At 34.6% G+C, this 13,166-nt stretch carries 15 protein-coding genes; 2 read left to right on the top strand and 13 right to left on the bottom strand.

Annotated features, from left to right (window positions below; all coding sequences use genetic code 11):
- Positions 1-128 precede the first annotated feature (128 nt).
- From ftsY to recR, 12 genes are all read right to left on the bottom strand, one after another.
- Positions 129-1,103 carry a signal recognition particle-docking protein FtsY gene (ftsY, locus tag E5D58_RS03985; protein ID WP_136480554.1) on the bottom strand — a complete coding sequence of 325 codons (975 nt, stop codon included), beginning with the start codon at positions 1,101-1,103 and terminating at the stop codon, positions 129-131.
- 257 nt (positions 1,104-1,360) lie between these two features.
- On the bottom strand, positions 1,361-1,510 hold the full coding sequence (locus E5D58_RS03980; RefSeq protein WP_136480553.1) for a DUF4295 domain-containing protein: 150 nt from the start codon (positions 1,508-1,510) through the stop codon (positions 1,361-1,363).
- Between the two features lie 46 nt (positions 1,511-1,556).
- Positions 1,557-1,739, bottom strand: a complete 183-nt coding sequence (gene rpmG, locus E5D58_RS03975; protein WP_008271040.1) for a 50S ribosomal protein L33 — start codon at positions 1,737-1,739, stop codon at positions 1,557-1,559.
- 25 nt (positions 1,740-1,764) lie between these two features.
- A complete protein-coding gene (gene rpmB, locus E5D58_RS03970; protein ID WP_136480552.1) occupies positions 1,765-2,001 on the bottom strand; it encodes a 50S ribosomal protein L28 in 237 nt (78 codons plus the stop codon).
- 82 nt (positions 2,002-2,083) lie between these two features.
- A complete protein-coding gene (locus E5D58_RS03965; protein ID WP_136480551.1) occupies positions 2,084-3,334 on the bottom strand; it encodes a competence/damage-inducible protein A in 1,251 nt (416 codons plus the stop codon).
- Positions 3,334-3,675 carry an Hpt domain-containing protein gene (locus tag E5D58_RS03960; RefSeq protein ID WP_136480550.1) on the bottom strand — a complete coding sequence of 114 codons (342 nt, stop codon included), beginning with the start codon at positions 3,673-3,675 and terminating at the stop codon, positions 3,334-3,336. The genes E5D58_RS03965 and E5D58_RS03960 overlap by 1 nt, the downstream gene beginning before the upstream one ends.
- 1 nt (position 3,676) lies before the next feature.
- Positions 3,677-4,288 carry a fumarylacetoacetate hydrolase family protein gene (locus tag E5D58_RS03955; protein WP_136480549.1) on the bottom strand — a complete coding sequence of 204 codons (612 nt, stop codon included), beginning with the start codon at positions 4,286-4,288 and terminating at the stop codon, positions 3,677-3,679.
- On the bottom strand, positions 4,289-5,065 hold the full coding sequence (locus tag E5D58_RS03950) for a 3'-5' exonuclease (RefSeq protein WP_136480548.1): 777 nt from the start codon (positions 5,063-5,065) through the stop codon (positions 4,289-4,291).
- A gap of 100 nt (positions 5,066-5,165) precedes the next feature.
- Complete coding sequence (locus E5D58_RS03945) at positions 5,166-6,482, bottom strand: dihydrolipoamide acetyltransferase family protein (protein WP_136480547.1); 1,317 nt, start codon at positions 6,480-6,482, stop codon at positions 5,166-5,168.
- Positions 6,483-6,613: 131 nt separating this feature from the next.
- Positions 6,614-7,228 (bottom strand): HAD family hydrolase, encoded by a 615-nt coding sequence (locus tag E5D58_RS03940; protein WP_168796624.1) that lies wholly within the window; start codon positions 7,226-7,228, stop codon positions 6,614-6,616.
- Positions 7,221-7,790 (bottom strand): hypothetical protein, encoded by a 570-nt coding sequence (locus E5D58_RS03935; RefSeq protein WP_136480545.1) that lies wholly within the window; start codon positions 7,788-7,790, stop codon positions 7,221-7,223. The genes E5D58_RS03940 and E5D58_RS03935 overlap by 8 nt, the downstream gene beginning before the upstream one ends.
- A complete protein-coding gene (gene recR / locus E5D58_RS03930) occupies positions 7,791-8,408 on the bottom strand; it encodes a recombination mediator RecR (protein ID WP_136480544.1) in 618 nt (205 codons plus the stop codon).
- A 114-nt stretch (positions 8,409-8,522) separates the two neighbouring features.
- On the opposite strand from recR, the gene E5D58_RS03925 reads away from it, so the two are divergent.
- A complete protein-coding gene (locus E5D58_RS03925; RefSeq protein ID WP_136480543.1) occupies positions 8,523-9,971 on the top strand; it encodes a sodium:solute symporter in 1,449 nt (482 codons plus the stop codon).
- Here E5D58_RS03925 and E5D58_RS03920 read toward each other — a convergent pair.
- A complete protein-coding gene (locus E5D58_RS03920) occupies positions 9,942-10,304 on the bottom strand; it encodes a CoA-binding protein (protein WP_136480542.1) in 363 nt (120 codons plus the stop codon). The genes E5D58_RS03925 and E5D58_RS03920 overlap by 30 nt on opposite strands.
- 107 nt (positions 10,305-10,411) lie before the next feature.
- Here E5D58_RS03920 and E5D58_RS03915 point away from each other — a divergent pair, with 107 nt between their 5' ends.
- Positions 10,412-12,880: an outer membrane beta-barrel family protein gene (locus tag E5D58_RS03915; RefSeq protein WP_136480541.1), complete on the top strand. Its 2,469-nt coding sequence runs from the start codon at positions 10,412-10,414 to the stop codon at positions 12,878-12,880.
- The last annotated feature ends 286 nt before the right edge of the window (positions 12,881-13,166 follow it).

Genomic DNA, 13,166 nt, shown 5'->3' with positions numbered 1-13,166 from the left:
AATTGTAAATCAGGGCGCAAAGATAAGCAATGATTATGGATATACGTTTTGAATTCAAAAACATCTATTAAAACGCATGAGGTAAATAGTTCTTTCCTAAAAGCAGCAACTATTCTTATACTTAACCGCTATTTAAAAAAAGAATCTACAAATTCGAACTTGTTGAACACTTGCAAGTCTTCAATACCTTCCCCTACGCCAATATATTTAACAGGAATTTGGAATTGATCAGAAATACCAATAACCACACCGCCTTTCGCAGTGCCATCAAGTTTAGTAACTGCCAAGGAGGTTACCTCTGTAGCTGCCGTAAACTGTTTAGCCTGCTCAAAGGCATTTTGCCCAGTAGATCCATCTAAAACCAAAAGCACATCGTGAGGTGCATCTGCAACTACTTTTTGCATAACACGCTTTACTTTGGTAAGCTCATTCATTAAATTCACCTTATTATGAAGGCGTCCCGCAGTATCAATAATAATAACATCAGCATCTTGGTTTACTCCAGACTGCAAAGCATCGAAAGCTACTGATGCTGGGTCGCTTCCCATATCTTGACGTACCATGGGCACCTCAACACGATCTGCCCATACTTGAAGCTGGTCTATAGCTGCCGCTCTAAATGTATCTGCTGCCCCTAGAACTACCTTTAAGCCTTTCTTTTTAAACTGGTAGGCTAATTTGCCAATGGTGGTTGTTTTACCAACGCCATTAACGCCCACTACCATTAATACATAAGGCGTTTTGCCTCCACTTACTTGCTTTGGTAATTCTGGAATGGTATAATCGGTTTCCTCTCCCGAATTTGTTTCACTTAATAACGCAGCTATTTCTTCTCTTAGAATTTGATTAAGCTCGTCAGTCCCTAAATACTTATCTTTCGAAACACGTTCCTCAATACGATCAATAACCTTTAAGGTGGTATTAACTCCTACATCACTTGATACTAAAACCTCTTCAAGGTTATCTAGAACCTCATCATCTACTTTAGATTTACCGGCTACAGCTTTACTTAATTTGCCAAAGAAACTTGATTTTGACTTTTCTAATCCTTTATCTAGTGTTTCCTTCTTTTCTGAAGAAAATATTTTTTTAAAAAAACTCATGTTACGCTTGGTTGGTTTTTAGTTTGATCTCTATTTTACGCTAACGACGGAGACATTTGTTGAAGCCCCTTGTAGAGAACGACTGCCCAAAAGTCCTAACTATACCCTAAAACTTATTCAGGGAAATAAATAACGCCCAAACAACAACAGACAACTATCTTACCACATTTTACGGTCTGTTATTTTGGCAGATAAATATAAACAAAAAAGCCACTTTCTCTAAGAAAGCAGCTTTCAATATCTTAAAACGAAACCTTTTATTTCTTTAAAAAGTCGTTAACTTGGTCTGGACTCATTATTGATTCAACAAACATGTAAGCTCCTGTCTTTGGAGATTTAACCATTTTAATGGCTTTTGTTAATCTTTTAGATCCTGTCTGTAATGATGCTACTGCTTTTTTTGCCATGATTCAAATGTGGTCATTTGAAATTTTACTTAGGTAAAATCTCTAATTATTTAATTTCTTTATGAACTGTCATACGTTTAAGAATAGGATTAAATTTTTTAATCTCCATTCTGTCTGGCGTATTCTTTTTATTTTTAGTAGTAATGTATCTTGAAGTTCCAGGTTGGCCTGAAGCTTTGTGCTCTGTACACTCTAAGATTACTTGTATTCTGTTACCTTTCTTTGCCATGTCTTATTCTTATTAAATACAGCTATTATTTTAAAAACCCTTTAGATTTTGCTTCTTTAATTGCTGCAGAAATACCTATTTTATTAATAGTTTTTAAAGCAGATGTAGAAACTTTTAAAGTCACCCATTTATCTTCTTCTGGAATGTAAAAACGCTTCTTAACTAAGTTCGCATTAAATTTGCGTTTAGTTTTGTTCATCGCATGAGACACGTTGTTACCAACCATTGCCTTTTTTCCTGTAAGTTCACAAACTCTTGACATTCTATATAACTTTAAATTCTTTGTTGCTTAAAATCGAGGTGCAAATATACAAATTCTTTATATTATGCCAACCTTTATTTTATCAATTTTTAAAAAATTCTTTTAGAAGCATTTCTAAGGCTTTATTGACAGCCTTGTTTATGACTTTTAATCTTGAATTCCCGAAGTTAAATGCCTGAGAATAAACCCCTGTTCTTGTGGCAATAGCAATAAATACGGTACCTACTTCGGCATCTGAATCCCCTTTAGTTGGGCCCGCATTTCCTGTAGTAGCCATAGCATAATCACTATTAAATAATTGCCGAGCATTTTTTGCCATAGCCTCTGCCACGGGCGCACTCACAACCGAATAGGTATCAATATCTGCTTTTGAAACTTTTAATACATTAATTTTTGACTCTGTTGAATAAGTTACTAAACCTCCTTTAAAAAAAGCAGAAGCACCAGAATGCGATGTAAATCTCTCGGCTACGGCTCCACCGGTACAACTTTCTGCAATTGCTAAAGTACATCCCATTTTAGTAAGTTGTTTCGCTAACAATAATTCTACAGATCCATCTTCGTCCTCAATTCCTGCATACTCTTTTTCAATTAACGGGATAACTTTTTCGATTTGCTCTTGCACCTCTTTTTGAAGTTTTTCTTCATCATATCCTTTAGTGGAAAGTCGCAAACGCATCTTTCCCAAGTTTGGCAAATAGGCTAACTTTATGCGACTTGGAAGCGCATCTTCCCAAGATTCAATTCTAGCAGCCAGAGCACTTTCTCCCAATCCATACACAATCATTGTTTTATGCAAGATAACAGGGCAATTATATTTACCTTGTAACCTTGGAAGCACCTCTTCCTTTATTAAAGCCTTCATTTCATATGGCACCCCAGGTAAAGAAATAAATACTTTATTAGATTTTTCAATCCACATACCAGGTGCCGTACCTAGCCTATTCATTAACGGTTCAGACTGAGATGGTATTAGCGCTTGATCTTTATTTACCTGCAACATCTCTGTTCTAACATGCTGCCTCCAAATAGTTTCTATATTTTCTAAAACGGATTCATCTTTTACAAGCGTATCATTAAAATATTCGGAAATTGTCTTTTTAGTTATATCGTCTTTGGTTGGACCAAGTCCCCCAGTACAAATAATAATATCTACGCGACTTTCAGCATCAGCTAATGCTTGAAGAATATGTTTTCTATCATCTTGAATAGATGTGATTTGATGTACAGACACACCAATTTTATTAAGCTGCTGAGCAATAAATGCTGAATTTGTATCAACAACCTGACCAATAAGTAGTTCGTCACCTATGGTGATGATCTCGGCTATCATTACAAATTAAAATCTGATTTAATTTCAGCAGTGGCCTTTTCCACCGCAGAAAGAACAACTGCCAACTGATTGCTAATGTCCAAACCTCGCTTTTCAAATTTACCCCAGTCTTGAACCTCAATAAGGGTATCTAACACCCCAAGTTCAAACAAATCTACAGTAGGTTTCATTTTGTGGGCAGCTTGGTATGCATTAAAATAATCTTCTTCGGCCACGGCCTTTTTTAATCGATCTGCATCCACAGGGACTTCTTCCAAAAACGCCGCTGCCAAAGCCGCAATAAAGTCCTCATCATTGTCTGCCAATTCACTTACCCTATGTAACTTATAATGCTGTTCCATGTTATTTTACTGTTATTGAAAACATCTCCTTTTCCTCTATATATCCCTTAAGTTTATCGTTGGCATTTACTTTACCAACTCCAGAAGGTGTGCCTGTAAATATAATATCTCCAATCTTTAATGTGAAATATTTTGACACATATTCTATGATTTCATCAATTTTCCAAAGCATATGGCTAGAATTTCCATTTTGAACAATTTTATCGTTCTTTTTCAAAGAAAACTGAATCTTATTTACATCTAGTAATTCATTTTTTGGAATCCACTTCCCTATTACCGCGGCTCCATCAAACGATTTAGCCTTTTCCCATGGCAAGCCTTTCGACTTTAGATGACTTTGCAAATCGCGTGCTGTAAAATCGATACCAAGTCCAATATCTTCATAATACTTATGAGCAAATTTTCTATCAATATACTTACCTACACGGTTAATTTTAACTAATACCTCAACCTCATAATGCACATCATCAGAAAAATCGGGAATAAAAAATGGCTGTTTCTTTAGTAAGATAGCCGTATCGGGCTTTAAAAAAATGACAGGTTCTTTGGGTTTTTCATTTTCTAACTCCTCAATGTGCTCTGTATAATTCCTGCCGATACAAATTAGTTTCATTTAACTTAGCTTATTATTAAAATTTCTCAATTTAATGGCCGTAAGTACCTTTTTGGTATACAATGGAAAGTCTGCATTGAGTAACCATCCAAAATAGCCGGGTTCTTTCTCTAAAACCTCTGTTACAAGTTTTCCTTTGTGTTTTCCAAAAGAAAAACACTCTTCGCCTTTTTTATTGTATGCTATAAAACCAGCAAAATCGGCAAACTTCTTCCTCGAACTAAAGGCTGCCAAAAACTTCGTATTATTTTCCAGTTCGTCATACTTTTCAACCTGCGCTTTTAAAACTTCATAAGTCGCTTTTGTATCAGCTTCTGCACTATGGGCATCTTCAAGGTTTTCATTACAATAAAATTTGTACGCCGCACTTAAAGTACGTTGTTCCATTTTATGGAAAATAGTTTGAACATCTACAGCCAAACGATTTTTCATATCAAAATCTATACCTGCTCGTAGCATTTCTTCCGCCAATAAAGGGATATCAAATCTGTTGGAATTAAATCCGCCTAAATCCGAATCTTTAATCATGTTATAAACCTCTTTCGCTAATTCTTTGAAAGGAGATTCGTTAGCAACATTTTCATCAGAAATTCCGTGGATGGCTGTTGTTTCTTTTGGAATAGGCATTTCTGGATTTACTAACCAGGTTTTACTTTCTTCTGTTCCGTTTGGATAGACCTTTAAAATGGAAATTTCAACGATTCTATCTGATGTAATATTAATTCCTGTTGTTTCTAAATCAAAAAAGCAAATAGGTTTGCTAAGGTTTAATGACATATTCTTTTTTTTTTAAACATTTTATACCAGAACTTATAATGAAACATTAAAAAACCTAACCTCAATGGTTAGGCTTTACCTCTTCTAATTATGGTTTATCTTATAGTTCCCTGTTAATATCCCAGGCTTCTAAATAGTCTTTTACTGCTTTAACAAACATGCCTCCTAATGCGCCATTAACGACACGATGATCATAAGAATGTGATAAAAACATTTTGTAGCGAATTCCAATAAAGTCTCCATCTGCAGTTTCAATAACGGCTGGAACTTTTCTAATGGCTCCTAAGGCCAAAATACCAACTTGTGGCTGATTAATAATTGGTGTTCCCATAATACTACCAAAAGACCCAACATTAGTTACCGTATAAGTGCCACCTTGAATTTCATCAGGTTTCAATTTGTTTATTCTTGCCCGATTAGCCAAATCATTAACCTGTTTGGTCATACCCACCAAATTAAGCTGATCTGCATTTTTAATTACAGGCACTATTAAATTGCCATCGGGCAATGCCGCCGCCATGCCTAAGTTAATCTGTTTCTTTTTAATAATTCTATCACCTTGAACAGAGATATTCATTAATGGAAAATCGCGTAAGGCCTTTGCTATAACCTCCATAAAGATCGGCGTAAATGTTAAATTTTCGCCTTCGCGTTTCATGAAACCGTCTTTTACTTTTTTTCTCCAGTTCCAAACATTAGTTACATCTGCCTCAATAAAACTTTGAACATGCGCAGAGGTTTGCAATGACTCAACCATGTGATTAGCCACTAGCTTGCCCATTCTTGTCATTTCAACAATCTCATCTTCCCCACTAGGAACCACTGAAGTTTTTTCAGGGTTAACTTCGGCAGCTGACTCCTCTATTGTTTTTTCAGCTTCAACTTTTACGGCTGCAGGCTTCGCACTTCCTTTATTTTCAACATAATTTAAAATATCATCTTTGGTTACACGTCCCGCTTTACCCGAACCTGAAATCGTGTCCAATTCTTCTTGAGAAATCCCTTCTTCCTTTGCTATATTTTTAACTAAAGGCGAATAAAAACGCCCACTTCCTGACACTATAGGAGTTACAGTCTCTTTAGCAATACTGACAGCTTGCTCAACTTGTTCTATTACTTTTTGCTCTTCTTCTGAAATGCGCTCATCTGGTTCGGAAACTTCCTCTTCACCCCCTCCTTCTGTTTCAATAATGGCCAAAACTTCACCAACCTGAACCACATCATCTACATTAAACAAGCACTCCACCAAAACGCCATCCACCTCGCTAGGCACTTCACTATCCACTTTATCGGTGGCAATTTCTAAAATAGGATCATCCATTTCAACGGTATCTCCAACTTCCTTTAACCAAGAGGTGATAGTCGCTTCTGCAACGCTCTCACCCATTTTCGGTAATTTAAGCTCAAATTTTGCCATATCAATAATCTAGTACACTTATTTTAATTTAGTTTTGCGAAATTAACAAAATAAAAGGGTTTTTTATTGATTTTATTCATCATTTAACCCTCTTTTATCACGCAACTTAACTGCTTGCAAAGTTAAAGCCTTTAATCAATTACATCAAAAGAAATTGAATTATGTTTTAACTCCTCAAGAAAAGTTTGGCTGGGGTTGACAATTAAATTAAACTTAGCAACCTTGGCTAGTGGTAAGTCATCAATATGATCCGTCACAAACGTGTTTACTGTCCCTAAATTATTAGCCTTCAGGTAATTTAAAACATTTTGTTTCTTAATATTTTTAACATTTTCAAAGCGACCAGAAAAGGGATCGTTAGAGAATTCCGTACCAAGGCATAAATCAAATGCTTCATCTTGAGCAATAATATCTGCATAACAAGATGGAGCAGCTGTGGCTAAAATTTTAAAACTAAAACTTTCGTCTTTTATAATAGGTATATGGTGTCTTTTAGATTTCATTGAATCAACAAACCCTCTGTAATTGATGTCTGGTCTATCTTTCACTACATTCAAAATATTATATTTCATTTTGGCATGCGAACTTGTTACTCTAGAAAAAAGAGCCAAACTCAATTTAATAAGAAACAACAGTTTTAGATGAGACAAGCCGAAAATCAATAAATATTTGATAAAATAATGGAAGGTGTTTGCTTTGTATAAAGTACCATCCAAATCGACCACCAAAACTTTATGACTATTCAAAATCTCCTCCTTTATAATCCTGTGACCAAGGAAACCTCACTAAAACATTCTTAAACAGGTAATAATCTGGTTTAACTAACGACGTTTCAATGGTCCAAGCAATAACCCCTGTCTTAATAATTGCCTCTGGAAACATTTTCATTAAATTATTCTTAACAATAAACATCGTCTTTCCTGAATCCAACGCATCATCCAAAACCAATATTCTCTTTGGGTTAACATTTAAAGACGCTTTAAACGGAAATTTGATTACGATGTTTTTTAGCTCTTCTAAATCTAAATCTTGTATTGCTTTTCTTGCCTTTCTAGATTCGATTTTTCTTAAATAATCACTAATAAAATATGGTAATAATCTAATAAAAAACTTTAGTAAAAAACGCTTAGTCAAGCTTGGGTTTCTTTGTAATTTAACAAGCTCAAACTGGTCAAAACCAAACTCCTTTACCACAAAACCACCTCCATTTAAAATACCGATAATCAATTCTGGATCAAAATCCAACTTTGTCTTTAATTGACCACATTGCTCTACAAACGTCTTCTTATCTAGAGTGATAACTTCCATTTAAATTTTTAATGAAGACTCGAAAGGAATTCTGTTAACTATACTTCTGCCAAGCGTAATTTCATCGGCATACTCCAATTCATCTCCAACCGATATCCCTCTTGCAATTGTGGATGTAATTATTTCAAAATCTTGGATTTGCTTATAGATATAAAAGTTGGTAGTATCGCCTTCCATAGTGGAGCTTAAAGCAAAAATGAGTTCCTTTATACTAGATTCTTTTACTTTACTTACTAAACTTTCAATGTTTAAATCATGTGGACCAATACCGTCCATAGGAGATATTTTGCCTCCCAAAACATGATATACCCCTTTAAACGAACTTGTATTTTCAATAGCCATAACATCCCGCACATCTTCAACAACACAAACAACTTCTTTGTTTCTACTAGGGTTTGAACATATTTCACACAAATCTAAATCGCTAATATTATGACAGGTTTTACAGAATTTTACGTTTTGTCTCATATTCTGCAAAGCCTCTGATAATGCCAACGTTTGCTCCTTAGGCTGTCTTAACAAATGTAACACTAAACGTAACGCCGTACGTTTACCAATACCGGGTAATTGAGACATTTCATTCACTGCCTGGCCTAATAAGTTAGAAGAGAATTCCATGAAAGCGAAATTACTATTTACACATGAATTTCACTAATTTACGCAACTCTTTTAAATAATCTCTGTTTCATTTTGCTTAATATTTGTAATTTCCAATCCTGAAAACATCAATGCATGACAGCCACTCAAATTCTACTTCTAATAATAGCCTATTTTGTTGTCCTAATTTTAATATCTTATTTTACAGGAAAGGAAGATAGTAATGCTGCCTTTTTCAAAGCTAACAAATCTGCACCATGGTATTTAGTAGCTTTCGGAATGATAGGTGCTTCGCTATCTGGGGTAACATTCATTTCTGTCCCCGGAGCTGTTGAGACAAAACAATTTGGGTATTTACAAGTGGTTTTTGGGTATTTTTTTGGGTATTTAGCTATAGCCTATATTCTACTTCCTATTTATTACAAACTTAACCTAACCTCTATTTACACGTATTTAAAAGACCGTTTTGGCAATGTAAGTTACAAAACTGGTAGTATTGCCTTTCTTATTTCGCGAGTTGTTGGAGCCTCCTTCAGGTTATTTTTGGTTGCCAAAGTGTTACAGCTACTTGTATTTAACCAGTATAATATTCCCTTTACAATAACAGTAATTATTACAATTGCTCTTATTTGGCTATACACCTTTAAGGGCGGTATAAAAACCATCATTTTTACAGACACCTTACAAACCCTATTTATGTTAATCTCTGTAGTGGTTACCATAATCTTTCTGGCAACTGCTTTAGACTTAAATAGTATTTCGGAAGTCTATACAAATGTAAAAGAGAGCACCATGAGTAAAATCTTTTTCTTTAATGATGTTAATGACGCACAATACTTTTTGAAAAGTTTTCTTGCCGGTATGTTTATAACTATAACCATGACAGGGTTAGATCAAGATATGATGCAAAAAAACCTTACCTGCAAAAACTTAAAAGAAGCTCAAAAAAATATGATCTCTTTTAGCATTGTTTTAGTTTTTGTGAATATTTTGTTTTTGGTTTTAGGTTTAATGCTTACGCAGTATGCGCAAGTAAATGGGATTTCAGCACAAAAAGACAACCTGTTTCCAACTATAGCCATGTTACCTGACATAGGCATTATAACCTCTGCTTTCTTTTTATTGGGCCTCATAGCCGCAGCATACTCAAGTGCAGATTCCGCTCTTACCTCTCTAACTACCTCTTTTTGCATCGACATAATAGAACTAGACAAAAAACCTGAAACCTCACAAAAACGCATTAGAAAACAAACTCATGTAGCCATGAGTGTTTTATTAGTAATTGTTATTGTTTTATTTGATGCTATATTTAAAGATGTATCCGTAATTTGGGAATTGTTTAAAGCAGCTGGTTACACCTATGGTCCTCTTTTAGGTTTGTTTGCCCTAGGTATATTTACCAAAACACAACTTAAAGACCAGTATGTATGGGTAATTGCGCTCGTTGCTCCGATAATCTCATATTTGATCAATGTATACTCAGTAGAATTGTTAAATGGCTACCAAATTGGTTTTGAAATCCTAATCATCAATGGGCTTCTTACATTTTTAGGATTAATACTGATTCGTAGAAAGCAGCACTAGAGTACAGGCTTCTTCATAAAAAATATTATTTTTTTCTAGAATTTGATAAAATACTGGGTTCTCAGTTCCTGGGTTAAATATAACACGATGAGGATTTAAAGACACAATATAATCGTAGTAATCTCTCTGTCTATTTGCATTAATGTAAAGTGTAATGGTATGTATACCTTTATAGGGTAACAAATCAGTATCTATAACAACACCAGAAACCTCTCCCTTTTTCAAACCAAAAGCCACAACATCAATACCCTTTGCAACTAAACGCTGCGGAGCATAATTGGAATACCTATTGGGTTTTAGAGAAAGGCCAAAAACGAGGGTTTTCTTTTTCATATATGTTAAATTAATGTTAAGTCATATAAATTTAGTAACAGATTGCGAATATATCCGTCTCTTTAATAATACAACAAAACAATCATCAATCAAACTAATCACTCAAAATGAAAAAAATTTTCTTCTATTGCGCTTTATTTTTCGCAATAACTTTAAACGCACTAACCACAGATCCTACAGCAGAAAAAACAGGTTCTATATCAGGTAAAGTTTTAGACGCCAATTTAAAAGAACCCTTACCTTATGTTAACGTTATTGTTAAAACTGCCAAAGGTGAAACATTAACTGGAGGAATAACTCTTGATGATGGCTCCTTTAAAATTGAGAAAGTTGCCGAGGGTAACGTGGTAATAAGCATACAATACATTGGCTACAAAACATTTAATAAAAACGTTACAATTGGCAGAGGCAATTATAATGTAAACCTGGGTAATATATTCCTTGAAGAAGAAGCTGAAGGACTTGATGAAGTAACCGTAGTAGCAGAAGTGTCTACCATCCAACAAAAGGTAGACAGAAAGGTAATTACAGTTGGAAAAGATTTAATCACAGCTGGGGCAACCGCCAGTGATATTATGAACAATATTCCGTCTATTAACGTAGACCAACAAACAGGAAACATAAGCCTTAGAGGTAATGAAAATGTAAGGGTTATGGTTGATGGCAAATTAACTAATGTACCTATTGCGCAACTATTAAGACAAATCCCATCAACCTCTATTAAACAAATTGAACTCATTACAAACCCTTCCGCTAAGTATAATCCAGAAGGTATGAGTGGTATTATTAATATTAAATTACACAAAAACACACAAGTTGGGTTTAACGGAAATCTTAACGTTGGTGTAACAAACGAAGTTTTTGCAAAATTTAATAGCTCCATTGACATGAACTACCGTAATGGAAAATTCAACTTTTATGGTAATTACGGGAACAACATTGGTAAATATGATAACTTCGGAGAAGTTAACCGTCTTGATGACAATTCTAAACAAGATTTTGCATTTCAAAATGACAACAAATCTCACCTCTACAAATTGGGAGTTGACTATTATTTAAACGACAAAAACACCATTTCGTTCTTTACAAACCAAAACATCTTTGATGGAACAGGAACGAGCTCAACAATTTTAACCTTCCCTACATTAAGTCAATCTCAACTATTTAATAACATTTCCGAAAATAACTCTGGTCAATACAATTTGGCCTACAAGCATGAATTTAATAATGAAGACGAAACGTTAGATATTGAGATAGATTACAATGAATTTGAAGCTACCGAGATTGCTAATTTTGATTTTATAAACTTTACATTTCCTACTGATTATATGGATAATGTGAATACAGATAGAGGTAGAACCACTGTTAATGTTGACTATGTAAAACCAGTTAATGACAACACTAAAATAGAAGCCGGTTTAGAAGTGCGATTATTTAAATCGGATATTGGGTATTCTTCAACAGGACAAACCTTTAATGGCCAAGGCGAAATTATTCCAACACCAAGTACAGATTTTGAATACAAAAGAGATATTTATTCAGCGTATGGCACTTACTCAAAAAATTTCGAAAAGTGGAATTATCAAGTGGGGCTCCGTGCGGAGCAAGTATTTGTAAATGCAGATGCTTTGAGAACATTTGATGATAACACAACCGAGCTAATCCCTTTTGAAAACAATTACTTCCAACTATACCCTTCCATATTTTTATCCTACATCCCATCAGAAAAAAACACGTATCAATTTAGTGCAAGCAGAAGAGTAGACCGTCCAGGTTTACAACAAGTAAACCCAATAAGACAATGGAGTACCCCAAGAGTATCCTCTTATGGAAACCCTCAATTAGAACCTCAATTCACCAATTCTGTTGAGGTAAATTATATTAGAAATTTGGAAAACGGAACCATAACTGCTGGTGTATTCTACAGGTTTATTGAGGACAATATCAATAGATTCCTGATAATCGATAGAACAGACATTACCTCTGGAAATGTCATTCTCTCTTATAATAATTTTGAAAACACCTCAGCATATGGTGTAGAACTGTCATCTGGTTATAGGCCTACAAAATGGTGGAGTTTTAATGCTAGTTTCGATCTGTACTCGCAAACGCAACGTGGTATAACAGAATTTTTAGATACCGATGATTTACCTAATGCCACCCCTGAAGATATCGTAAGGCTAACTAAGGAAGTTGATAACATTGTATGGAACTTAAGGCTTTTTAATAATTTTAAGGCCTCAAAAAAACTTAGCTTTTCCGTATTTGGTATGTACAGAGGCGAAGAAAAAGGTATCCAATTTACGAGAAAACCCATGTATATGGTAAATACTGGAATGCGATACAACTTCTTACCAAACGACAAAGGCACCATTAGTTTTAACTACAATGATATTTTCAATACCATGCAATTTGAGTTTGAAACGGACACACCTTTCCCAGGGTACGGAGCCTTTAACTGGGAAAGCAATACATGGAACATAGCACTTTCTTACAGATTTGGAGGCGGAAAGTACAGATCACTCAAAAGAAAAAGACGCGACAATAACGAAAAATCTGGAAGCGGATTCCTTTAAAAACATTTAACAGCCCTGCATAGTAATTGATGGTTAGTGTTATAGCATGGTTGTTATTTAAGAAACTCCGAAGTTGCAACTTCGGAGTTTCCATTTTACTAATAGTAACACTATTACTATGTTAAAATTTCACTAGTTCACAATATATAAAAAGGTTTTACGTTTTAAATTACATACTTACCTAGTTAACGAATGAATAATTATTTAGAGTTAGTCGTCTACACATATCAAAATTCGTAATAAACATAAGTATAAAAAACTCGAACTTAGGTTTCGAGTTTTTTCA

The sequence above is a fragment of the Cognatitamlana onchidii genome (assembly GCF_004804355.1).
In the GTDB taxonomy this organism is placed as follows: Bacteria; Bacteroidota; Bacteroidia; order Flavobacteriales; family Flavobacteriaceae; genus Cognatitamlana; species Cognatitamlana onchidii.
This window is presented reverse-complemented; position numbering and strand designations above follow the sequence as displayed.